Raw genomic sequence first — 23,622 nt, 5'->3', positions numbered from 1 at the left:
GGATGATTTATAGTTTATATGAACCACGGTATTCGTAATCATACAAACGGTGGTTCCATGCTTCTTTATCGGTTCCGAAGCTGTGGGTTGCAGGATTCCATTTTACTGAACGTTGTAATTCAGTAGCCATATTTCCTAAACAACAAGTGATAGCGGTACTTGCACCTACTTCAACCGGAGCAATTGGTTTTTGACGAGAACGAACACAGCTGATGAAATCGTCCATGTGTGGAGAACTGATCTCGAAGCTGCCACCGCCTTTTGCCTGTGCTTTCTGCATTTCTTCGAACATTTTTCTGCGCTCTTCCGGAGTCAGATTTCTTGGACGGCGGCCTCTTAACTCATCAGGAACTAATTCTGATTTTGAACAAGCCAGGTATCCGCGAGCTACTTCAATCCAACCATCGTCGCCGACGAATTTAATACCCTGCGCATTTGGCATATCTTCCAGGTACGGTTGTTCTGTCATTACCACACCGTTCAGGTATTTAAATGTCAGGTAATCGGCACCGTCAACTCCTTTAGGAATAATTTCTGCTGGACCCGAACCGTCCATACCAATAGCAGCCTGTGCAATATCGAACATGTGCGCCCCCCAGTCGGCAGTAAATCCGTTACCGGTTTCGCGGTACCAACGCCATGCACCCCACAATTTTTCTCTTTCCGCCGGATCGAGCGAAATAGGAGGACAAAGATCAGGGTGGTAATGTATTTTAGGATCATTTAATGGTCCCATCCAAAGGTTGAAGTTCAGGTTACCGGGAACTTTCATCTCAGGTAAATCAAGCGGTGCCGGCGGATCGCCAACTTTAGCATAAACTTTATCGATGTGACCAATAGCGCCACTTTGAACCAATGCGATAGCTTTTTGGAATTCGGCACTTGAACGCTGCTGACTACCTACCTGAACGATACGTTTTGTATCGTTTGCCACGCGAACCATTTTTTCGGCTTCAACAATAGTAAACGAAAGTGGTTTCTGAACATACACGTCTTTACCGGCCTGGCAAGCGTGAATGGTTTGTAAAGCATGCCAGTGGTCGGGCGTACAAATTTCTACTGCATCGATGTCTTTGCGCTCAAGCAGTTCTTCATATTGTTCGTACTTATCCACACGAGGAGATAATCCCAACGATTGTTGCCATTCTTCAACCGTACGTTTAAAACGTTCTGTTTTCATGCTGTCAACATCGCAACCTGCAACAACTTCTACTCCGGGAACTGCCGAGAAACTTCGGAAGTCATTCATACCTTGCTGACCAAGGCCAATAAAACCCATTGTAACTCTGTCGCTTGGAGCGATTTTAATGCCATTGATAGTCCAACTTGGAAGGATGGTCAAACTGGATAATCCCAGTGCTGAAAGACCAAGAAATTTCCTTCGGTCTAATTGATTAGATTTCTTTGAATCCATAGGTTTAGATTTTTATTCGTGATCAATTTTTTTTCGAAATTGGACACAAGATAATTGATTTTGTCAAAAGGACGCAATGAAAAATTAAAAAATCTATTCCCCCTGATTTTCCTGCAGTTATTTAGACGCGTTAAAAGAAAAAAGATATTGTTGAAGTGGCTTTCTAAGTTCCTCAAATTCTGAATAATAAATCAACTCAACATCGCTACAGCCTGCGATCATTGCCGATAAATTAGAACTCGTTCCTTCCCGAAAAAGACAAAGTACCGGCTTACCCATTTCCACAGCCCTGCCAACTTCGTAACCAACTCCCATCGACACTGCAGTTACTTCGGCCACAATTACATCGGAACTTTGCAGCCATTCCAAATCACGATCATGAATGAACTGATCGTTTGGTCCGTCGTCGCCTGCACTGGTTAACGAGGGATCGCCAACATGCTCAGTTAGCACTTCGCCAAAGGTTTTCAGGTACTGAATAATTTGTTCGTAAAGGCCGGCATCCTGTCGGCCTCCGCGTATTGAACCGGCAAAATAGATCTTCATTGCTTTAGGCTTTTTTCTTGCTTGGTATATTAGTGGTTGACTTTTGTTCTCCCTGCTCAAAAACAACACGTGTACGCGGTAAACTTTCGGGGTAGTTTTTCTGAATAAATTCAATCATTTTTTCGCGGATAAAAACGCGCAAATCCCACGCTGTTGGCGAGTCTTTGGCACTTACCAAAGCACGTATTTCAACCCCATATTCTTTGGCGTCGGTAACTTGCAATACATTCACCCGTTTATCCCACAGCGGTGTGCTCTCGAGCAGACGCGTCAGCTCTTCGCGTAAGGCATCAAAGGGCACATGATAATCGGTATATAAAAACACGGTTCCCAAAATCTCGGAAGTGTTGCGTGTCCAGTTCTGAAATGGTTTTTCGAAAAAATAGGTGGATGGCACCACCAAACGGCGCTGATCCCAGATTTTTACAACCACGTAGGTAAGTGTAATCTCTTCAATTCTCCCCCATTCATTTTCAATAATAACCACATCATCGATACGGATGGGCTGCGTAATGGCAATTTGTAAACCGGCCAAAACAGTTGCAATAAGCTTTTGCGCCGCAAAACCAATAATAATACCGGCAACACCAGCCGAGGCAAAAAGACTGATTCCCAGCTGTCTCACCTCTTCGAACAACATTAACGATGCTCCGATTGAAATTAAAACGATCAGGAAATAAATAATGCTTTCCATGATATTGAATTGCGTAAGAAACTTTCGCTGGCGTAAATTATCTTCCTGCGATGTATCTAATCTGGAAAGAATAACCTTTTTAAAGGCACGCAAAATGGCCATCAAACCCCATGCAATACTTACAATAAGTAAAATGGAACCTACTTTATTAAAAAAGTAATACCAATCGGGTGAAACCAGTTCGCTTTTTTCAACAAATATTTTAAAATATACCGCTACCAGCAGCAATAAAAACGGGACAATAAATTTTATAATTTTCTTCATATAAACAGTGTGTTTTATGCAAAATTATTTTGCATGTTCAACGGTACTTTTAATATGTATATCGCGCTGCGGGAAAGGAATTTGTACGCCATTTTTACGGAACTCATCATCAATGGCGTAGCGTATTTCGCTCTTGGTATTTTCAACCCAAAACGACTCGCGTACCCAAAAGAAAACCTGAAACTCGAGTGCCGAATCGCCAAAATTCTTAAACCTGACAAAGGGTTTTGGCGAAAGCGAAACATTGTTGTTTTTTGCAGCGCAATCAAGCAAAATCTGTGTTACCAGTTTAGTATCTGATCCGTAAGCGACCCCAACATCAACCGAAAATCGGGTGTTGTAATCCATGTGGCTCCAGTTAATAATTTTATCGTTTACAAAATTCGAATTGGGTACAACCAGAATAATATCGTCGCGGGTTTTTAACCGCGATGTGCGCAACCCGATATGTATCACCCGCCCCACAGTACCGTCTTGCAACTGAATGACATCGTTGATTTGCAGGTTTCGTTCAACCAGCAATACAATCCCCGATGCGATATCGCTAAACAGTTGCTGAATACCAAATCCAACACCCACCAACAGGGCGGTAATACTGGCCAGTAAAACCGAAACTTTCAGCCCCGAAGATTCTAAAAGAAAAACGACTATAATTACCCAGACGACATACCTTAATATCAGGTAAATCGACCAGTAAGAGCGCCGTTCGGCTTCCTGCCTATTAATAAAACGTTTGAAGAAGCGGCGGATAATTTTCAGCGCTATTAAGGTGATCAGAACAACAACAAGTATCAGAAAGATGTTGTAAACTGTAATTGCAAAATCTCCTTTGCTGTATAATTCAATGTTTAAAATCTCTTTAAATGTCATAACTCTTTATCAAACTATTGGAGTTAGAAAAGTACTAAAAACCGGAAGATTTGAAAAGTTTTGCGGGCGATAATGATTCAGTTTAATTATTCAAACAACAAACGGGCAGTATGGTTGAAAAAAAAGGAGACCTTTAAAATAAAGACCTCCTTTAATCCTGTGTCGAACAGTATTTCTTAATTCACTCCAACAACCTGGCCTGGCTTAAAATAAGCAGCATAAGCTGTTTCAGAATGTAGTGCCTCAATAGTTTTTACTATTCCTTTATCGTCGTTAATCGATGCTCTTATCGATCCTTTTTGGTAATAATAGCGTGAAACGATCTCGCTTTCCAGCAACTCGCTGATTTCAGGTCTGAAAACCGATAAGTCTTTATCCAGATCCGGTTCAATTTTAGCTGCCAGTGCATCAAACTCTTCTTTTGCCAGCTCGTAATATTTTTCCTGCTTTGCTGTCTCCAACAACTCTTTCAGATCGTCTTGAGATGCCGATTCGTATTTAAAATCACTTTGCTCAACAAAATCGGCAAACTGCTTGTAAATGTCGTCGGTAATCGAAAATTCTTCCGGCTCAGGAATACTTTCATTTTCGTTTGAATATTTTGTGGCAAAATCGAAAATCATAAAACGGGTAACCAGTTCAATACTCAAACTGCTCAGCCTGTCGCCTTCAATTTTTACATCGGGAACAACGCCACCGCCGTCGTATACTTTGCGGCCTTTTTTGGTTGTAAATTCGGTAATCAGCGAATCGGGAACATGGCCCACACTGCCGTCTTCGTTGCGGTGCGAATAATCCAGCGCCTGAATACAACGGCCACTCGGTATGTAATATTTAGCGGTAGTAACCTTAAGTTTTGTGTTGTAGCTTAAATCGCGCGTGGTTTGCACCAATCCTTTTCCGAATGTGCGCGTACCCACAATAATTCCGCGGTCGAGATCCTGAATAGCTCCTGATACAATTTCGGATGCCGAAGCCGATCCGCTGTTTACAAGAACAGCAATTTTCATTGTGGTATCCAAAGGTTCAGCCGTTGCTTTATACACTTTGTCCCATTGTTTTACTTTGCCGCGGGTGCTTACAATCTCTTCGCCTTTTGGCACAAATAAGTTTACGATTTTTACAGCTTCAACCAACAACCCGCCGGGATTGCCGCGCAAATCGAGAATTAAGCCGTCAGGGTTATTTTCTTTTAATTCCAGGAAAGCCTTTTTAACATCGTCGCTACAGTTGGTTGTAAAATTCGACAAACGAATGTAGGCTGTGTTCTGATTGATCATGCCGTAATAAGGAACGGCATCGATACTGATTTTCTCGCGAACAACATCAACCGTAAAAGGCTTTTTCTGGCCGGGGCGCTGCAATTTTATGGAAACCGGTTTGTTTGCGGGTCCTTTCAACAGCGAACTTACATCCTCGGTATTCATATCTTTGGTGTCTTTTCCCGAAACCTCGAGAATAATGTCACCTGCTTTTATTCCAAATTTCTGTGCCGGAAATCCTTCATAGGGTTCGGCAATTATAATGTTGTCGTTTTGTTTGCTGATTAGCGCTCCGATACCTGCATATTCGCCGGTAGTCATAAAGCGGAAATCTTCCATCTGATCTTCCGAAATGTAATTCGTGTACGGATCGAGTGAGGATAACATTTTATCAATACTGGTTTTTACCAGGTCATTCGGATTCACTTCGTCAACATAAAACATGTTCAACTCGCGAAACAAAGTATGGTAAATATCCAGATTCTTTGCAATTTCAAAATTCTTCTCGTCGCGGGTAAAGCTAAAAAAGCTAATACCAATTACCGCAACGATCATTACTCCTATTAATAATCTTTTCTTCATAATTCCTTCTTTTCTGAATTCACTGTCTGCACAATTGCATCGAACTGCCAAAAGTAACAAATCTTGCCTGATATCAGTAACGCATCCCGGCAATCCATTACGTTAATTTATATTAAAACCAAAGGTTTATGCTAATGGTAGAACATTTTTCAGCCCGAAAAGTTAAAGGTGGTTAAAAAAAATGTTACGTTAAACCATTGCAAAACACGATCGTCAAAGCTCCTGAAAACGGAACAATTAAATTTTATTGAATCATGAAAACAAGAATTTTAAGTTTAGCATTAATTGCGGTATTTGCATTTTCGCTTACTGCAATGGCACAGCAACCGGAACGACAACGGCGATCGCCCGAACAACGCGAAATGATGGCCAGGCATTTTGACAGGGAAAGGGCCAGTTTTAAAACCTTCTTTACTGAAGAACAACAGGAGAAACTGAAAGAACTTCGGCTTGAATCGACTAAAGAAATTCAGCCCCTGCGTAATGAATTGAACGAATTAAAAGCCAAACAACGTACGCTTACTACAGCGGAAAAAGCAGACATGAAAGCCATTAATAACAATATTGAAAAAATGGCTGATGTTGAGGTACAAATTCAAAAAATTAGGGCTAAGGAACACCAGGAAATCCGTTCGATGTTAAGTGATGAACAACGTATTAAGCTTGATGAACGGAAAAGCAGAAGAGACAGCGATTTTAAGAGAAAACCAACAACCCGTGATCGATTTAAACACGGTGCTTAATGGTAAATAGATAGATGTTTTGGAGCCGGCGATTTAGTTTGCCGGCTTTTTTTATGATTGAATTTTTAAACACGAAGACTTAAGATTTGAACCACAATAGACACATAGGACACAATAGATTTGTTTATTACTGCTTAATTGTTCTATTGATAAACTGTTTACTGCGACTGAAAACTGTACACTTTCTTTCCCCTGATGCAATCTTCTCTTCCTCATTCTCTCAATAACTCATTCACGATACTACTGCTTAATTGTTCTATTGATAAACTGCTAAACTGTTTACTGCGACTGCCAACTGAAAACTTTCCTCCCCCTTCTGAAATCAGCAATCGTTAATCTTTATTCGAAATTCAAAGTTCTGCATTCACTACTCATTCACTCAATAACTCATTCGCGATACTATTGCCAAATTGTTTCATTGCTAAATTGTAAAACTGAAAACTGCGACTGAAAACTGCAAACTTTCTTCCTCATTCACTCAATAACTCATTCAAGAAACTTCTGCTAAACAGTTCTGTTGTCAAATTGCTGAACTGCTAACTGCGACTGTAAACTTTCTTCTGCAATCTAAAATCGTCAATCATCATTCTAAATTCTCTGCGTTCAATTCCTGCTTACCGACAAAATACCCCGGTTTAACGAAATAATTTCCTGTGTTCGACTGGATTGCAATAATTTGCACTACAATTATAAACCAAACAAAGAATTATGAAACAGTTTGTAGTGTTCCTTTTCGGAATCATTTTATCACTTTTTACTACTTCATGTTTATTGCAGTCAACTGTTAAAGGAAATGGCAATGTAACAACCGAGGAGCGGGATCTGGAAGATTTTAATGCTTTAAATGTAAGCCGTGGGATGAATGTTTATGTTACCATGGGAAACGATTATAATGTGGTGGTTGAAGCCGATGAAAACCTGCACAATAGCATTGTTACCGAATTGCGCGGAGAAGAACTGCATATAAAAGCTATCGACATCATCCGAAATGCAAGCAGCTTAAAAGTATTTGTTACGCTTCCACAGCTCGAAGCGGCAAAATCATCATCGGGCAGCAATGTATATTCCGAAAACCTGTTAAACGTAAAAAATATCGACCTTTCGGTTTCGTCGGGTGCCAATTTAACCTTCTCGCTTAATGCCGACGAGGTGAATGCAAAGGCCAGCTCAGGATCGAATATTTTTCTCGAGGGAAATGCCGGTTCTATAAGTGCCAAAGCCAGTTCGGGATCGAACATTAAAGCCGGAGATTTAAAAGCAAAATCGGCCCAGGCAAATGTTAGCAGCGGTGCAAACATTTGGCTAAGCACCGAAGAAGAACTGCAGGCAACTGCCAGCAGCGGTGGAAATGTATTCTATAATGGCAACCCGTCTGAAACCGAAATAAACAAGTCATCGGGCGGAAATGTGATAAAAAATTAGCCGGAACTGTAACTTTCCATTTTTGGGCGCGTCTTTTCAACAGTCTCAATTCAAAAAATAAAAATAAAGCACATGAAAACATTTACAAAAATTCTATTTCTATTTATGATAGCTGTTACCAGCTACGGAACAGTACTTGCCGGCAACAGCGACGAAACCCAAAAGCGACAAATAAGCGGCTTTAATGCGATAAAAGTCTCAACCGGAATCGACCTGTACCTGACAATGGGCAACACTGAAGAAGTAAAAGTGGTTGCCGATGACGATATTATCGATGACCTAATTACCGAGGTAGAAGGCGGTACCCTGAAAATTTACATGAAACGCAACAATTGGTTTAACTGGGGTAGCGGCAACGAAACACGAAAAGTTTATGTAACCGTAAAAGAGTTGAAAGAACTTTCGGCATCGTCAGGATCTGATGTGGAATCGACAAATACTCTTGAAGGTGAATCGCTTGAAGTAAACTGCAGCAGCGGTTCCGATTTAAAAATAGAGGTTTTTTACAAAAATCTGTCGGTTGATACCAGCAGTGGCAGCGATGCCAAACTAAGTGGCAAAGTAAAAACTCTTCGTGTTGGCGCCAGCAGCGGTTCGGATATTAAAGCCGGAGATCTTGAATCGGTAATTTGTTATGCCAATGCCAGTAGCGGATCGGATATTACCGTTAGTGTTAGCAGCGAATTGTACGCCAACGCCAGCAGTGGATCGGACATTAATTATCACGGAAAACCGGAGGTCAGAGACATCGACGAATCGAGCGGCGGCGATGTTAGCCAGCGATAATTGCTAGAAAGCTGACAACGTGGATCTAACTGATTTTAGCAGAATATACTTGATCTTACATATGATTTTTTCAACTGATGAATAAAAATCCCGGAGATATTTCTCCGGGATTCTTTTTTTATCGCTCGTTCTACAATTTGTATAAACCATTCAGCCGGGAATTGATAGCTATCCTTTTTTTGTTTTCTGCGCAAATCATCCTAATTCTGCGTCATCTGCGTTCCAACTGGCGGTCGTTTCCGCCTTTTTGTGCCCGTATTTTCTTGTCCCAGCGGCCCCTTAAAACACCATGGAAAATTTGAAAGTTCATTCCCAATCATAGGGCGTTAATGTCTATTCTGTATAAACGGGACAGATTAAACACAGTGGAAATATGCCACTTTTTCCGCTCAAATCACCACTAACTCAATAGAAACCATATTTTTGCGTTGTAGTATTTAGGATAAAACAAAAAGATAAAATGATTTTCCCAAAGGGAAATGGTTGTTTGCATGTTTCCCGCCAACAGCGGGTTATCGTATAAATAATCGTTTATACACAAATGAAAAGCTTAACCACAAAAGTAGGATTCATAATCATTCTGTTTGCTGCAATTGTCAGAGTACCTGCATCGGCGCAAAGCGGAAATCCACTGCAGTTTTTGTCGGAGGTAAGTCAATCGTCGCAGGCAAATCCGGCCTTTCATAATAAAACCGAAAAACTGGTGATTGGTCTTCCTCTATTATCTGGAGCCACTGCACACTGGAATGCTAATTTCTCGTCCGATTATTTATTTACCGAAAACTTTGAATATAGTTTCGATCATTTTTATACGTCGTTGGGCGAACCCGGCGATGCTAAAGCAAATGCAACACTTCCACTTGTATATTTAAGTCACCGAAACGATAAACGAACCTTGAGCTTTTCCCTGTCGGAACGGGTTTTGCTTTGGGGAAATTTTGATCACGAGTTCCTGAAATTTATCGACCAGGGGCTTCTTCCCTACTATGGGAAGGATGAGGAATTTGGCCCCATCTCGTTTAAAACACAATTTTTCAGAGAACTGTCTTTCGCGTATGCCAAACAAGTTACGAAGAAATTGAGTATTGGAATACGCCCCAAAGTGTTGTTTGGCCGCTTCTTTTACGACATCGAGAACCTGAATGTAGTGGTACAAACCGATGAAGACAGGCAAGTGCTTCAAGTTATTCCAAAAGGAGATTATCGTATATCGGGACCGATTGATGTGAAGTACGATCCGGTTATAGGAAAAACAAGCATTAAAACCGATTTTACGGCCGGAGATTACTTTTTAAAGTTCAAAAATATGGGAGCCGGTATAGATTTGGGATTTACCTACCAACCGAACAAACAAACCACCCTTGCGGTGGCAATTGCCGATATTGGTTTTACCACGATAAACGACAAGGCTTTTAACAATACCTTTGTTGGTTCGATAGATTATACTCGTCTTTACCAGTCTTCCGACACGGCAGCAGCCTACTACTTTGAACCCAGAGCTGCCCTGGAGGCCCTAACCGATTCGTTGCCTTATAAAACAATCGCCGAAGCCTTTACCCAGCGCCAGTACGAACTGCTTCCTGTAAGACTGAACCTGATGGCAACACATCATCTAAATGACAAAATGAAATTAAACTTTTCCGACAACCTTACCTACTACAACGGAGAAGTCAGTAATTATTTGGCTGCCTATTTCAATGTTCTTTTAGGAACCCGATTCGAATTAAGCAGTGGGCTAAACCTTTATAATTTAGGGCAGGTTATGCCCGGTTTTGCTTGCAGCTATACGGCGAGAGGTGTACAACTTTACCTGGCAACAAATAATATCTTAAGGCTGGTGCAACCATCTAAAGCAAAAAATTTAAATTTGTCGTTCGGTGTGAACTTATTATTTTCCACCGAACCAAATTAGTTTTTGTTATGGCATTATTTATTACACTATACCTGGTAGGCTTCCTGCGAACTCTCGTTATAATTGCTGTTATCTACTTCGGATTCCGTTTTGTGGTGCGCTATATTTTTCCTAAAATAATTGATAAGGGAATGAAAAATATGCAGCAAAAAATGCAGGAGCAGCAACGTCAGCAGCAACCCAAACGCCCTGAAGGTGAAGTTACTGTTGAAAACCGGCGTTCAAATAACAGGAACAACCCGGACAAAGGCGAATATGTTGATTTTGAAGAGGTAGATTAAAAACATGGACTGAAGGACAGATTTGTTGAAGGATTGACCAGCAATTTACATCAGGCAAAAGTGAATGGGTTATTGAGTGAATGAGGAAAAAGTGAATGACGAATGTTGATTAACGATTTTAGATTGCAGAAGTGGGAGGAAAGTTTTCAGTTGGCAGTCGCAGTTAACAGTTTAGCAATTTAGCAGTATGAGTTGGCAATCGGCAAACAGCAATATGCAAACAGATTAACCTTCAAGAGTTTTTGAAAGCTTGAAGTGTTTAAAACCTAATATTCCTATGTACCTAATGTGGTTCAGTTCTTAGTGTCTTTGAGTCTTTGTGTTTGATACGTCGCAGTGAACAGCTCTACAATTTAGCAATAGAACAATTTAACAATCTCCTCCTATCTTAAAATCAATCTCTTTTCAACCTACTTCAATCTCTGCGGAATTTTCATTCCTCATTTCCTCATTCCTTGTTCACTCACTCACTAATTCTCCTATTAATCTTTAATCACTAATCCTTAATCTTGCGGCTCTCTCTCCTGTACTTTAGAATTTTATCCTATTTTTGCGTTCACAATTCAGAAATTATAGTTAGATGGCACAGGAAGATATTTTCAAGAAATTAGTAGCACACTGCAAAGAATACGGATATGTATTTCAATCGAGCGAGATTTACGACGGGCTTGGAGCAGTGTACGATTACGGACAAATGGGTGTTGAACTGAAAAACAACATCAAAAAATACTGGTGGGACAGCATGGTGCTGTTGCACGAAAATGTGGTTGGTTTAGACTCAGCCATTTTTATGCACCCAACAATTTGGAAAGCATCAGGCCACGTTGATGCTTTTAACGATCCGTTAATCGACAACAAAGACTCGAAAAAACGCTACCGTGCCGACGTACTTATTGAAGACCAGCTGGCGAAATACGAGGAAAAGATGAATAAGGAAGTTGCCAAAGCAGCAAAACGTTTTGGCGAATCTTTTGATGAAAAACAATTCCGCGAAACCAATCCTCGCGTTTTAGCCAACCAGGAAAAATGGAATAATCTGCATACGCGTTTTTCAAATGCGTTGAACGATAACGATCTGGCAGAATTAAAACAAATAATTGAAGACGAAGGTATTGTTTGCCCGATTTCAGGCTCACGAAACTGGACCGATGTACGCCAGTTTAACCTGATGTTTTCTACCGAAATGGGATCGACTGCTGAAGGCGCTTCAAAAATTTTCCTTCGCCCCGAAACGGCACAGGGAATTTTTGTAAACTACCTGAATGTGCAAAAAACCGGACGTATGAAAATTCCGTTCGGTATTGCGCAAATCGGTAAAGCTTTCCGTAATGAAATTGTAGCACGTCAGTTTATTTTCCGTATGCGCGAATTCGAACAAATGGAAATGCAATTTTTTGTTCGTCCCGGCAGCGAGCTCGATTGGTTCGAAAAATGGAAAGAAACACGTATGAAATGGCACCGAGCCCTTGGTTTTGGAGACGAAAACTACCGTTTCCACGAGCACGAAAAACTGGCTCACTATGCCAACGCTGCCGTTGACGTTGAATATAAATTCCCTTTCGGATTTAAAGAAGTGGAAGGTATCCACTCACGTACCGATTTCGATTTATCGCAACACGAGCAATATTCGGGCAAAAAAATTCGCTACTACGATCCGGAACTGGGCGAGTCGTACGTTCCTTTTGTTGTTGAAACATCGATTGGTGTCGACCGCATGTTCCTGCAGGTAATTTCGGCAAGTTATTGCGAAGAACAACTGGAAAAAGATACACGTGTAGTACTAAAATTACCTCCGGTACTGGCTCCTGTAAAACTGGCTGTTATGCCGCTGGTGAAAAAAGACGGTCTGCCTGAAAAAGCCCGCGAAATTATCGATGAGCTGAAATTTGATTTCAACTGTCAGTACGACGAAAAAGATTCGATTGGTAAACGCTACCGCCGTCAGGATGCCATTGGTACTCCGTTCTGCGTAACTGTCGACCACCAAAGCGCAGAAGACAACACCGTTACCATCCGTTACCGCGACACGATGGAGCAGGAACGTGTTGCCATTGCCGATTTGGGTAAAATTATTGGCGAGCAGGTTAGCTATAAGAAGTTGTTTGGGAAGCTGTAAGAAAACAAGCCAAAAAAATATACAAAAGGGGAGTGCAGTTTTGCACATCCCCTTTTTATTTAATGACAAAATCTCAGAACTCATTCATCAAAATCTAATATCTTTATCGGATAGAAGCAAACAGCCATTAACATATTCAGGATGCACAAACAAAAACAAGAGAAAAAAAAGATTGTGATTGTAGGTTCGGCTTACCCCTTAAGAGGTGGAGGAATAGCTACTTTTAACGAAAGAATGGCAAAGGCTTTTATGGATAATGGCGACGATGTAAAAATTTACACCTTCAGCCTCCAATACCCATCTATTCTGTTCCCCGGAAAAACACAATATTCAGAGGAAGAACCTCCTGAGAGACTTGATATTGAAGTGATGGTTAATTCCATTAATCCTTTTAACTGGATAAAAGTTGGAAGATACCTTCGAAAATTGGCGCCTGACCTTGTAATTCTGCGCTACTGGATACCGTTTATGGGGCCTTGTTTGGGTACTATTTCAAAAATTGTCAGGAAAAACAAAAAAACCAAAGTAATTGCCATTACCGACAATGTAATCCCTCACGAGAAAAAGCCGGGTGACACTTTGCTGTCCAGGTATTTCGTAAAAAACGTGGATGCATTCATCACCATGTCGAAAAGTGTGCTGAACGACTTGAACCAGTTTGACACCGAAAAACCACGCAGCTATACACCGCACCCGCTATATGACAATTTCGGAGCAATAATTCCCAAAGAAATAGCCAAAGAACAACTTGGTCTCGAAAAGAATACAAACTACATCCTGTTTTTTGGTTTTATCCGCGATTACAAAGGGTTGGATATTCTGTTGGAAGCTTTTGCCAATAAAAAATTGCGCGAACTTCCGGTAAAGTTATTGATTGCAGGAGAGTTTTACTCGAAACCGGACAAATACCTGGAGATCATAAAAAAGCATCAACTGGAAGACTACATTGAACTGCGAACCGGCTTTATTCCCAATACTGACGTACACAAGTATTTCTGTGCTTCGGATGTGGTGGTACAACCCTATAAAACTGCCACACAAAGCGGAATAACACAAGTAGCTTATCACTTTAACAAGCCAATGATTACCACCAATGTTGGAGGCCTGGCAGAACTGATACCAAACGAAAAAGTGGGTTATGTGGTAAATACCGACCAACAGGAAATAGCTGATGCCATTTATAAATTCTATGAACTGAATAAGGAAACGGAATTTAGCACCAATGCTGCCGAAGAGAAAAAGAAGTATTCGTGGGAGGTGTTTGTTGAAAATTTATTACATATCTACCAATCACTTTAGTAATGAAAAAAGTTCTGATCATAACTTATTATTGGCCGCCAAGTGCCGGAGGCGGAGTAATGAGGTGGCTTAAAATGTCAAAGTATTTACCCGAACACGGCTGGCAGCCCATTATTTATACTCCTGAAAATCCTGACTCCTCTGTAGATGACGAAAGTTTACTACACGAAATTCATCAAGATAGCATAATAATCAAACATCCAATCTGGGAACCATACGATGTGTACCGACGTTTTTCCGGGAAAAAGAAAGGAACAAAATTCAAAGCCGGTTATGTTTCGGAAGCTTCTACAGGTAACTGGAAAAGTAAACTATCTGTTTTTATTAGGGGAAACTTCTTAATTCCCGATCCAAGAAAATTTTGGATAAAACCCTCAATCCGTTTTTTATCAAAATATCTTAAAGAAAACGATATTGATGCCATTGTTTCAACCGGACCGCCACATAGCATGCATTTAATAGCTTTGAGATTAAAAAAAAGATTTCCTGATATTAAATGGGTAGCAGATTTTAGGGATCCGTGGACCAATATTGATTTCTATTTCAAATTAAGGCTAACCAATTGGGCGGATAAAAAACATAAGAAACTAGAGAAAAAGGTACTAAAGAAAGCCGATTATGTGGTTACGGTTACTCCCCGTTGGCAAGAAGAATTAGCCATAATTGGTAATCGAAAAGTTGATTTGGTATACAATGGTTTTGATCATATTGATTTCGAAAACCTAAACCCTGATGTTGATACTAAATTTTCTATGTCTCATTTCGGCTCCTTCAATAAAGACAGAAACCCGGAAGCTCTTTGGATTGCATTAAATGAAATGCTGATTGAAATCCCTGAAATTAAAGAATACCTTTCCATACAGTTAATTGGACAAACCGATGATTCGATCATTCATTCAATCAAAAAAGCAGGCTTAGATAAGTTTCTAACCAATATCGACTTTATTCCTCATAATAAAGGAGTGGCCTTATTAAAAAAATCTCAGGTGTTGTTATTACCCATCAATAATGCCCCAAATGCTTTGGGAATTATACCTGGCAAAATGTATGAATATATAGCTCTTAACAGGCCAATACTAGCAATTGGTCCGACAGAATCTGACTCTGCACAAATTATCTCCGAAACAAATTCCGGTATTTGTAAAAATTTCGAAGATGTGGAAGGCATAAAAAGTACCTTGCAATTGTATTTTAATCATTTTAAAAAAGGAACGTTAAAAACAAATTCAAAATCCTACGAAAAATACTCCAGAAAAAACCAAACCACCAATTTCGTTAAGTTACTTAACAAGTAATGGGATTGTTATACCTTCTTTAATCTTCAAAAAATCTAAATTTGGCCTATAAACTTACCATATGAGATATTGTTTTGAAAATGCAGTAATGCTTGGCCTGGGTTATATCGGGCTTCCAACCGCCGCTTTAATGGCAAAAAACGGGATCAATGTATTGGGTGTTGATGTCAACCCAGATGTGGTTGAAACTGTAAACAAGGGAAAAATCCATATCGTTGAACCGGAATTAGGCGGTTTAGTAAAATATGTCATCGAAAATCAATTCCTAAAAGCTTCAACAGCTGTTACCCAAGCTGATGTTTTTTTAATTGCCGTTCCAACTCCATTTAAAGGAGATCATCAACCAGATATTAGTTATGTGGAATCGGCAACCCGCATGATCATACCTTTCCTTCGTGAAGGAAACTTGTTTCTTATCGAATCGACAAGCCCAATATATACCACCGAAAAAATGGCTAACCTAATCTATCAGGAACGTCCGGAGTTAAAGGATAAGATCAATATTGCCTATTGCCCCGAACGGGTGCTTCCGGGGAATGTAATTTACGAGTTGGAAAATAACGACCGGGTTATTGGTGGAATCAATCCCGAATCAACAAAAGCGGCCTGTGCATTTTACCGCAAATTTGTAAAATCCGAATTACATGAAACCAATGCCCGCACTGCAGAAATGTGCAAATTGGTCGAGAACTCCTCTCGTGATGTAAGCATCGCATTTGCCAACGAACTATCACTCATTTGCGATAAAGCCGATATCAACGTATGGGAATTGATTCAACTGGCCAATAAACACCCTCGTGTAAATATATTACAACCCGGCACCGGAGTTGGCGGTCATTGTATTGCAGTCGATCCCTGGTTTATTGCTTCCGACTTCCCGGATGAAGCTCGCATTATCCGAAAAGCCCGGGAGATCAATAATTATAAAACGCTTTGGGTAATTGAAAAAATTAAGACTACCATACTCCAGTTTCAGAATGAAAACAAACGCCAGCCCATTGTGGCATTAATGGGACTCGCGTTTAAACCAAATATTGACGACCTGCGAGAATCCCCGGCCAAAACAGTAGCTGATGCATTGGTAAAATTTGAAGAAGCAGAATATTTGCTGGTGGAACCTAATATTAATAAATACAATGGAACGGGTTTGACCGATTACATTGATGCATACGAAGACGCTGACATCATCGTTTATCTGGTAGCGCACAAAGAATTTCTTGAATTAGAACCAAAAACCGGAGAACTGGATTTCTGCGGAATTAGAAAATAGGTAAATGAAGAAAAAAATATTATCCGTTTTTGGGACCCGGCCCGAAGCTATTAAAATGGCTCCTCTGGTTAAAGAACTGGAAAAGAATAAAGACATAATCGACTGCAAAGTATGTGTTACGGCCCAACACCGCGAGATGCTTGACCAGGTGCTTGAAATTTTTGACATTCAACCTGATTACGACCTCGATATCATGAAATCCAACCAGGATCTCTACGAAATAACCAGCAGGGTTTTGCTGAAAATGCGTGATGTCCTCGACGATTACCAACCTGATGTGGTATTAGTGCATGGCGATACCACTACTTCCACCACTGCTGCCCTGGCAGCCTTTTACAAACAAATTGCTGTAGGGCATATCGAAGCAGGCCTTCGTACAGGCAATATATATTCGCCCTGGCCCGAAGAGATGAACCGTAAAATGACCGGCGCCCTTAGTACCTGGCATTTTGCTCCTACACAACTTGCGCAGGAAAATTTACTACGTGAAAACATAAACAAAGCCAATATATTTATTACCGGCAATACGGTTATTGATGCCCTGTTTCTGGCCACCGAAAAGATAAAAACATCGCCCAAACTGGAACAAAAAATTATGAATGAGCTAAACGAACTGTTCCAACCCGACTTAGAATCGGTAGTAAACTCAAGGTTTATTCTGGTAACCGGGCACCGCCGCGAGAATTTTGGAGATGGTTTTATTCAGATTTGTGAATCCTTACAGGAAATTGCCCGCGAATTCCCGGATGTAAACATTGTATACCCGGTACATTTAAATCCGAATGTAAAAGGCCCTGTTTACGAGTTGTTAAACGGATTCAATAACATTCATTTGATACAACCTCTCTCCTACCTGCCCTTTATCTATTTGCTGGAGAAATGTTACTTTGTTTTAACCGACAGCGGCGGTATACAGGAAGAAGCCCCCAGTTTTGGGAAACCGGTACTGGTGATGCGCGATACCACAGAGCGCCCCGAGGCAGTAAATGCCGGAACCGTAAAACTGGTTGGCACCAATAAGGATAAAATCCTTACCGAAACCCGCCGGCTAATTAACGAACAGAGCTACTACAACTCAATGGCCGAAGCCCATAACCCATACGGAGATGGGAAAGCTTGTGAAAGGATTGTAAAACAACTTATTGAAATTTAACTGATGGCAGAAGCAAAACAAAAAATACTCTTCATCTATTCGCCATGGACTACGTTCACCAAAACAGATTATGATATACTTGCCTCTAAATACGAAGTTGTAAAATACCAGTTTAAACCGAAGAAAGGATTAATAAAAGTTTCGATTCAATTTCTAAAACAGCTTTTTTATCTGGCATTCAATATTTGGCGTTTTGACATCGTTTATGTTTGGTTTGGAGATTTTCATTCTTTCCTTCCGGTATTATTTGCCAGAATTTTAGGTAAAAAATCTTTTGTTGTCATTGGAGGTTATGACGTAGCAAATATCCCTGAAATAAACTACGGCTCACTAAACCGCCCTTTGCGTAAAAAACTAACACTATTTTCTTTTCGTCATGCAACTTTATGCCTTCCCGTTGTTGAAGGACTAGAAGAAAAACTAAAACAAATTTGCCCCAAAGCGAAAAGCAAAACAATACATACCGGTTACCAATTTCAGTTAAATGAAAGATTCGACTTTGATGCAACTCGTGAGAAAATTGTTCTTACAGTTAGTATAACGGAAAATTATCAACGATATATGGTAAAAGGGCTTGACCGTTTTAAAGAACTTGCCGAGAAATTACCCGAATACAAATTTATTGTTGTAGGTGTTAAGGAAGCTGCAAAAAGTTTATTCGAACCGATACCGAAAAACCTCTTTCTTTTTCCTCCTGTTGAACAACACGAACTTATAAACTTTTACAAGCAAGCATCGTATTATGCTCAGTTTTCACGCAGCGAGGGTTTACCCAATGCGCTTTGTGAGGCTATGTTATATGGATGTGTTCCTTTGGGAATGGAAGTTGGAGGAATAGCCTCAGCCATTAATACCGACGGCTTACTTCTTAAAGATTGGGCCCCAGAAATCTGTATGAATTATGTATTAAGCAATTCTAGGTTAAATCGTACTCAAATTTCGAATGAAATCTTAAATAAATTTGAATTAAAAAACCGAATAAAAATGCTGTTAGAAATAATTTATTGATACTTTTCAAACTATTGACATTCATCGAATACTCATTATACTTAATATTTTAACTAGTATTCGTCTTACGGCATTAGGTAACGATACATTATTAAACATTTCAATATCGTCCTTCCTGAACAAATTAAACTGCCTGGAAAAGAGTACCGCAAAAACCACTATAGCTATACTTAGAACCATTCTCATCCAATAATCAATCGGCAAAAGGTTAACAACAAGAACAAATACCGTTAGGCCACCATAAAACAATGACAGGTAACGTTTTATCTCAAATTTTCTAGAGATAATAATCAGTAATACAACGGGCCCCAAAGAAAAAATAAAAAATGAAGCAATTGCAGGTCCGATAATATTAAAGTAGCGAACCAAAATCAAGTCAGCAACAACATTAAATACTCCCCAAAAAACGCCTAAGATTGAGATGATCTTTGTCATATCAAACGCAAAAAAGAAACCAGTAATTAAACTCGATAACATCGTAAATGTGAGAGTAGAGCTTAATATTTTAAAAGGAACTACAGATGGCGCGAATTCATTCCCATACACCAACGCAAATATCGCATCGGCCCCAACAATTATTATGGTAACAAGAAGGAAAGCAAAAAAAGTTACCTGAGGAACAATTCGCTTTATGTATTTGCTCATTATCTCTTGTTTACCCTCTGTTTTTAATGCAATAATAAGAGGTATGCTTATGGCCGTAATCCCGCCAACAAAGTTTTTCAATGTCAAAAATATCTTATAAGCAGCCGAATAAATCCCAACATCTTCCATTGTCAGATAATAGTTAATTGTATAGGTATCGATGTAATTGACAACATAGCTTGACCAAGCTCCAAAAAACAGTGGGATCGAAAACAAAAATAATAGCCTTAAATGTTCCCAGTTAATTTCTATCGGAACTATATACTTCCTTTTTATAAAGAATAAACCCACTAAAACAATTGACAAATCGGCTAACAAAAAAACCGCAATAAGATACTCAACCGAGATCCAATCGAAAGCAAATACAACTGGGAATAGTACTGCAAATGCAATTACGAGTTTAATTCCTAATCGTTCTAATAGTGTTTGAAGTTTAATTAGACGAATAGCTTTTAGTGTTTCAAGAACGTACGTTTTTAAGATTTGAATACAAACTCCGACAACGATAATTAATAATGCATTTGGATGCTTCACCTCCAAGAAATTCAGAATCCATTCCCGAAACAAATAAAAAGGAACCAAGCCAATGGCCATACTAAAAAATGCTAAAATAAAATAACTGGATGTTGATTTTCGCAAATGTCCTTCGCTTATCATTTCCTCTTTCCCAAACCTCACCAAGCTCATTCTTAGCCAGCTAATCGAAACCAAAAACAAAAGCGATATAGCACTGTAAAACAAGGTTACTTTACCATAATTAGTTACTCCAAGGTAACGAGCCTGGATCACCTCAGAAACTAACATCAAAGGAATTACCAACACTGTACTTCCACTTACCACAACAAAATCCCAAAACGATTTTTTTATTTCACGCATGATACACGATATAATACAAACGAACTGCCAAATTCAATGTAGTGAAATATATCACCATTATCAAAGAGTAGTACTGATAATTAATAATATCTGATCTTATACTTGATTTATACACAACCTAAGAAAGTTCCATACCCTTTTTTTCAGATAAACTACCTGATGAGCAAAAAGAAAAAAGAATAATCCACTTTTAAAGAGTGTTGACCAAATATGGAATTTCTGAGTGTTATTAACCTTTAATTGATTAAAAATACCGTTCGTATAAAAATATTTCATTTTTATAGTCCAAACCAATAGTTCAAAGGTAGAGACATGCTTCTTTAGATTCTTTGCAACGCTTCTAATCCAGTCTAAATTCTGAATACTCTTATCTATATCTATAGTTTGGCTTTCATTATTGCCCACATAATTCCATTGCCCAACCACTTTATTATATAAAAGCACGTTGCCACCTAAAGCTAATCTTAGTAGAGATTCCATATCAGAAGAGATAATTGGGGAACGATAAAAATTTATATCTAATGCCTTTTCTCTTAAATATAGAGTAGTCAAATGCGAAAATTTGTATTTATACAACAAACCCAACACAAAATCTACTCCGCTTATTGATCGGAATTCTTCCTCTATTTGATGCAAATTGTACTTTAATGTTTCTTCATTATTGGTTCTTTTACAAGCGACTACAAGATTTGGAAAAGATTCAAATTTTCGCAATAGTTCAATTGAATCGGAAATAAAATTATTGTCTATTAATTCATCGTCTCCATCCAGATTGAGAACATAGTCCCCTTTAGCTCTTTCATACAATGTTTTATGGTAATTTTCAACTCTACCAAGATTCGTCTCATTTCTGAAATAATGTATATTCCCATTATTTAGATATTTCTTTACAATCTTTTCCGTATTATCACTCGAACAGTCATCAGATACAACTATTTCAAGATTGTCGTAGTTCTGACTCAAAGCACTTTTTAGTGCCCGTTCAACATACGTTTCCTGATTATATGTAGGTATCATAATTGATACCAAAGGTTTATAATTATTCATAATTTTATTAAACGAATATTAACCCTTGACGCTTTCCTTCCAGCTAAAACCATGAGGTGCCTGACTAGCCCATATAGATACCCAACAACTTCACTTTTTGCCAATAATCTGTTCTTTAATGTCCTTCTATCTCTTCTTTGAAATTGTGCCGATTTAACAAGATCGTTGATTGCAAACTGATATTGATAGTCAACAATCTTATAATTATCTGAGAACAATTCCCTTAATCCTTCCATAGTAGGTATAAATATGTGATATGGAGCTTGAGTGAGGTAACTATGTCGCATATCTTCTTTAAATTCCGCTCCTTCAGCTGCTGGAACACTTATCAACAACTCCCCACCTTCCCGAAGCCATGAAGAAATTTTACGAATGATCGTTTGTGGGTTTCTTAAATGTTCCAACACCATTCTCATGATTATCACATCAAATTGATTCTCCTTAAAATCGCATGAGTCAATGTCACTATTTATAATGTTCAAACCAAAAAGTTCTTTTGCCTTTTGAACAGATTCTTCAGCCAATTCAATACCGGTAACATCATAACCTCTATCTTTCAGTTTTGACAATTTTTCTCCATAAGAACAACCTATCTCAAGCACTTTTTTACCCGGAGGTAAGGAAGGCTCAAGAAAAAGAGTTCTTTTTCTTTTCTTTGATAAAAACAACAGATCAATTAGCATGACAACACGAGAAATAACCTTCACGAAAACTGACCTGGATTTTTCTATTGGTTTCTTATATGTTAGAGACTGTGAATTATAACAATGATATAAAAACGCCTGGCTAACAACTGGTGTTTGTATATAGCTTTTACAGAAAGAACATTCTTTATACAGATACGAACCTTCTACTGAGGTTAAATAATCCTTCGCTTCAAAACCTCTATCAGAAAGTTTTGAATTACACAAAAGGCAGAGACCTTTGTTTTTAAATTCTTCTGTTTTTGCTGTCATGAATAAAATTTCTCTTAATTATTTTAATAGCAACTTCAAGATTAAAGTATTTCAAGTTTCTTAGATATACCAGAAAAACAGTAAAAGAATAATGCTGTAAAGACAAGTATAAAGCGTTCATTAAAGGAGCATCTCTTTGGTCATATCTCGTTAAAGATTCTTTTACCATTTTAATCGTTTTTAAATTAATCTTTTCTCCACCATAAATTATCTTTTCAATATTCTCCCCATAAAGTGTCCTTATTACATCTTGCCGTATTTGATATGCTATCTTCTTTTGTTCCTGATTTCTATTAGAAATTTGCTGATTCGAGAGTCTATAATTCAATAATATCAATGGCAGATTAGCAAAAATTGTTACCTTCATTAAATCACTCCACAAACCGTAGTCCTGAGCAAATCTGTAATTTTCGTTATATCTGATTCTGTTTGTATCCAACACTGCCTTTCTGATAATTACCGATGGATGAATAAAGGGACTTTGCAAAACCATACTGAATTTCAACGATTCATCCTTAAGAGCTCTTTTCTCGATACCATTTCTTGCTCCGAATAATTTTGCCCAGGTTCCACATACTCCAATTTCAGGGTTTTGCTCCATAAATTTTACTTGTTCTTCAACTCTTGTTAATCCCGAAATATCATCGGCATCCATCCTGACGATGTACTTCCCTCTGCATTTCTCAAGTCCAGTGTTTAAACTTCTAGTTAAACCAAAGTTTTTACTATTCTCAATTAAACAAATGCGATCATCGCAGGTACTGTAATTATCTAAAGTCTTTTTTAAATCTGTTCGCTTTGGGGCGTCATTCACTAAAATAAACTCGAATTTTGAATAACTCTGATTTAAAATTGATGACACAGATTGATGAATCCACTCAAGTGGTTCAGAATACACACACATAAGAACAGAAACCAGTGGCTGAGACATGTCAAAATCTTTCATCCTCTAAAATTGTAATCACAAAACTAAAATAATTAATCTGACCAGCACTTAGATCGTCTTTAACTGAAGACATCAAGTTAATCTGTGTTTAATAATACATTGGTCTCTTGTTATACTCAAATAGTCTAAAGCATAATAGAAAGCAATTAACACACAGACAATATCGTTGAATCTATAACTACTTTTGCGGCTCCCAAAAGAACAAAGAGATAGATATCCTCCATATTTAATTATT

20 protein-coding genes are annotated in these 23,622 nt (G+C 38.8%); 11 read left to right on the top strand and 9 right to left on the bottom strand.

All coding sequences use genetic code 11. The annotated features are described in order from the left end of the window. Positions 1-7: 7 nt before the first annotated feature. The 5 genes from LH29_RS02760 to LH29_RS02740 form a co-directional block, all read right to left on the bottom strand. Positions 8-1,414, bottom strand: a complete 1,407-nt coding sequence (locus LH29_RS02760; protein WP_045026007.1) for a Gfo/Idh/MocA family protein — start codon at positions 1,412-1,414, stop codon at positions 8-10. 117 nt (positions 1,415-1,531) lie between these two features. Further along, positions 1,532-1,960, bottom strand: a complete 429-nt coding sequence (locus LH29_RS02755) for a nucleoside 2-deoxyribosyltransferase (protein ID WP_045026006.1) — start codon at positions 1,958-1,960, stop codon at positions 1,532-1,534. 4 nt (positions 1,961-1,964) lie between these two features. Then, positions 1,965-2,918 carry a mechanosensitive ion channel family protein gene (locus tag LH29_RS02750; RefSeq protein ID WP_045026005.1) on the bottom strand — a complete coding sequence of 318 codons (954 nt, stop codon included), beginning with the start codon at positions 2,916-2,918 and terminating at the stop codon, positions 1,965-1,967. Between the two features lie 24 nt (positions 2,919-2,942). Further along, positions 2,943-3,788, bottom strand: a complete 846-nt coding sequence (locus LH29_RS02745; protein ID WP_045026004.1) for a mechanosensitive ion channel family protein — start codon at positions 3,786-3,788, stop codon at positions 2,943-2,945. A gap of 176 nt (positions 3,789-3,964) precedes the next feature. Continuing rightward, on the bottom strand, positions 3,965-5,632 hold the full coding sequence (locus tag LH29_RS02740; protein WP_045026003.1) for a S41 family peptidase: 1,668 nt from the start codon (positions 5,630-5,632) through the stop codon (positions 3,965-3,967). A 254-nt stretch (positions 5,633-5,886) separates the two neighbouring features. Here LH29_RS02740 and LH29_RS02735 point away from each other — a divergent pair, with 254 nt between their 5' ends. The 11 genes from LH29_RS02735 to LH29_RS02685 all read left to right on the top strand — a co-directional run bounded on the left by LH29_RS02735 (position 5,887) and on the right by LH29_RS02685 (position 18,917). Beyond that, positions 5,887-6,375, top strand: coding sequence for a Spy/CpxP family protein refolding chaperone (locus LH29_RS02735; RefSeq protein ID WP_045026002.1), 489 nt, complete (start codon positions 5,887-5,889; stop codon positions 6,373-6,375). Positions 6,376-7,083: 708 nt separating this feature from the next. Continuing rightward, positions 7,084-7,797 carry a head GIN domain-containing protein gene (locus LH29_RS02730; RefSeq protein WP_045026001.1) on the top strand — a complete coding sequence of 238 codons (714 nt, stop codon included), beginning with the start codon at positions 7,084-7,086 and terminating at the stop codon, positions 7,795-7,797. Positions 7,798-7,869: 72 nt separating this feature from the next. Next, entirely contained in the window at positions 7,870-8,583 is a 714-nt protein-coding gene (locus LH29_RS02725) for a head GIN domain-containing protein (RefSeq protein ID WP_052670559.1), read from the top strand. 541 nt (positions 8,584-9,124) lie between these two features. After that, the gene (locus tag LH29_RS02720) at positions 9,125-10,495 is read left to right on the top strand and encodes a DUF5723 family protein (protein ID WP_045026000.1); all 1,371 of its coding nucleotides are present in this window, start codon (positions 9,125-9,127) and stop codon (positions 10,493-10,495) included. Between the two features lie 8 nt (positions 10,496-10,503). Next, complete coding sequence (locus LH29_RS02715; protein ID WP_045025999.1) at positions 10,504-10,776, top strand: DUF4834 family protein; 273 nt, start codon at positions 10,504-10,506, stop codon at positions 10,774-10,776. Between the two features lie 580 nt (positions 10,777-11,356). Then, positions 11,357-12,892, top strand: a complete 1,536-nt coding sequence (locus LH29_RS02710; RefSeq protein WP_045025998.1) for a glycine--tRNA ligase — start codon at positions 11,357-11,359, stop codon at positions 12,890-12,892. Positions 12,893-13,033: 141 nt separating this feature from the next. After that, positions 13,034-14,191, top strand: coding sequence for a glycosyltransferase (locus LH29_RS02705; RefSeq protein WP_045025997.1), 1,158 nt, complete (start codon positions 13,034-13,036; stop codon positions 14,189-14,191). A 2-nt stretch (positions 14,192-14,193) separates the two neighbouring features. Further along, on the top strand, positions 14,194-15,486 hold the full coding sequence (locus LH29_RS02700) for a glycosyltransferase (RefSeq protein WP_045025996.1): 1,293 nt from the start codon (positions 14,194-14,196) through the stop codon (positions 15,484-15,486). Positions 15,487-15,547: 61 nt separating this feature from the next. After that, entirely contained in the window at positions 15,548-16,756 is a 1,209-nt protein-coding gene (gene wecC, locus LH29_RS02695; protein ID WP_045025995.1) for a UDP-N-acetyl-D-mannosamine dehydrogenase, read from the top strand. A gap of 4 nt (positions 16,757-16,760) precedes the next feature. Further along, positions 16,761-17,909, top strand: coding sequence for a non-hydrolyzing UDP-N-acetylglucosamine 2-epimerase (wecB, locus tag LH29_RS02690; protein WP_045025994.1), 1,149 nt, complete (start codon positions 16,761-16,763; stop codon positions 17,907-17,909). A gap of 3 nt (positions 17,910-17,912) precedes the next feature. Continuing rightward, positions 17,913-18,917 (top strand): glycosyltransferase, encoded by a 1,005-nt coding sequence (locus tag LH29_RS02685; protein WP_045025993.1) that lies wholly within the window; start codon positions 17,913-17,915, stop codon positions 18,915-18,917. Positions 18,918-18,938: 21 nt separating this feature from the next. Here the strand turns inward: LH29_RS02685 and LH29_RS02680 are convergent, their stop codons facing one another. The 4 genes from LH29_RS02680 to LH29_RS02665 form a co-directional block, all read right to left on the bottom strand. Beyond that, positions 18,939-20,438, bottom strand: a complete 1,500-nt coding sequence (locus LH29_RS02680) for an oligosaccharide flippase family protein (protein ID WP_045025992.1) — start codon at positions 20,436-20,438, stop codon at positions 18,939-18,941. 96 nt (positions 20,439-20,534) lie between these two features. Next, complete coding sequence (locus LH29_RS02675) at positions 20,535-21,485, bottom strand: glycosyltransferase family 2 protein (protein ID WP_052670558.1); 951 nt, start codon at positions 21,483-21,485, stop codon at positions 20,535-20,537. Beyond that, a complete protein-coding gene (locus tag LH29_RS23590; protein WP_052670557.1) occupies positions 21,482-22,441 on the bottom strand; it encodes a class I SAM-dependent methyltransferase in 960 nt (319 codons plus the stop codon). The genes LH29_RS02675 and LH29_RS23590 overlap by 4 nt, the downstream gene beginning before the upstream one ends. Next, positions 22,416-23,387, bottom strand: a complete 972-nt coding sequence (locus LH29_RS02665; protein WP_052670556.1) for a glycosyltransferase — start codon at positions 23,385-23,387, stop codon at positions 22,416-22,418. The genes LH29_RS23590 and LH29_RS02665 overlap by 26 nt, the downstream gene beginning before the upstream one ends. Between the last annotated feature and the right edge of the window lie 235 nt (positions 23,388-23,622).

This window comes from Draconibacterium sediminis (genome assembly GCF_000949475.1).
GTDB lineage: Bacteria > Bacteroidota > Bacteroidia > Bacteroidales > Prolixibacteraceae > Draconibacterium > Draconibacterium sediminis.
This window is presented reverse-complemented; position numbering and strand designations above follow the sequence as displayed.

Coding starts and splice junctions, on each gene's coding strand:
- LH29_RS02720 (WP_045026000.1), top strand. CDS start 9,125: ATGAAAAGCTTAACCACAAAAGTAGGATTCATAATCATTCTGTTTGCT.
- LH29_RS02665 (WP_052670556.1), bottom strand. CDS start 23,387: ATGAAAGATTTTGACATGTCTCAGCCACTGGTTTCTGTTCTTATGTGT.
- LH29_RS02740 (WP_045026003.1), bottom strand. CDS start 5,632: ATGAAGAAAAGATTATTAATAGGAGTAATGATCGTTGCGGTAATTGGT.
- LH29_RS02755 (WP_045026006.1), bottom strand. CDS start 1,960: ATGAAGATCTATTTTGCCGGTTCAATACGCGGAGGCCGACAGGATGCC.
- wecB (WP_045025994.1), top strand. CDS start 16,761: ATGAAGAAAAAAATATTATCCGTTTTTGGGACCCGGCCCGAAGCTATT.
- LH29_RS02745 (WP_045026004.1), bottom strand. CDS start 3,788: ATGACATTTAAAGAGATTTTAAACATTGAATTATACAGCAAAGGAGAT.
- LH29_RS02760 (WP_045026007.1), bottom strand. CDS start 1,414: ATGGATTCAAAGAAATCTAATCAATTAGACCGAAGGAAATTTCTTGGT.
- wecC (WP_045025995.1), top strand. CDS start 15,548: ATGAGATATTGTTTTGAAAATGCAGTAATGCTTGGCCTGGGTTATATC.
- LH29_RS02750 (WP_045026005.1), bottom strand. CDS start 2,918: ATGAAGAAAATTATAAAATTTATTGTCCCGTTTTTATTGCTGCTGGTA.
- LH29_RS02700 (WP_045025996.1), top strand. CDS start 14,194: ATGAAAAAAGTTCTGATCATAACTTATTATTGGCCGCCAAGTGCCGGA.
- LH29_RS02685 (WP_045025993.1), top strand. CDS start 17,913: ATGGCAGAAGCAAAACAAAAAATACTCTTCATCTATTCGCCATGGACT.
- LH29_RS02730 (WP_045026001.1), top strand. CDS start 7,084: ATGAAACAGTTTGTAGTGTTCCTTTTCGGAATCATTTTATCACTTTTT.
- LH29_RS23590 (WP_052670557.1), bottom strand. CDS start 22,441: ATGACAGCAAAAACAGAAGAATTTAAAAACAAAGGTCTCTGCCTTTTG.
- LH29_RS02680 (WP_045025992.1), bottom strand. CDS start 20,438: ATGCGTGAAATAAAAAAATCGTTTTGGGATTTTGTTGTGGTAAGTGGA.
- LH29_RS02705 (WP_045025997.1), top strand. CDS start 13,034: ATGCACAAACAAAAACAAGAGAAAAAAAAGATTGTGATTGTAGGTTCG.
- LH29_RS02725 (WP_052670559.1), top strand. CDS start 7,870: ATGAAAACATTTACAAAAATTCTATTTCTATTTATGATAGCTGTTACC.
- LH29_RS02675 (WP_052670558.1), bottom strand. CDS start 21,485: ATGAATAATTATAAACCTTTGGTATCAATTATGATACCTACATATAAT.
- LH29_RS02715 (WP_045025999.1), top strand. CDS start 10,504: ATGGCATTATTTATTACACTATACCTGGTAGGCTTCCTGCGAACTCTC.
- LH29_RS02735 (WP_045026002.1), top strand. CDS start 5,887: ATGAAAACAAGAATTTTAAGTTTAGCATTAATTGCGGTATTTGCATTT.
- LH29_RS02710 (WP_045025998.1), top strand. CDS start 11,357: ATGGCACAGGAAGATATTTTCAAGAAATTAGTAGCACACTGCAAAGAA.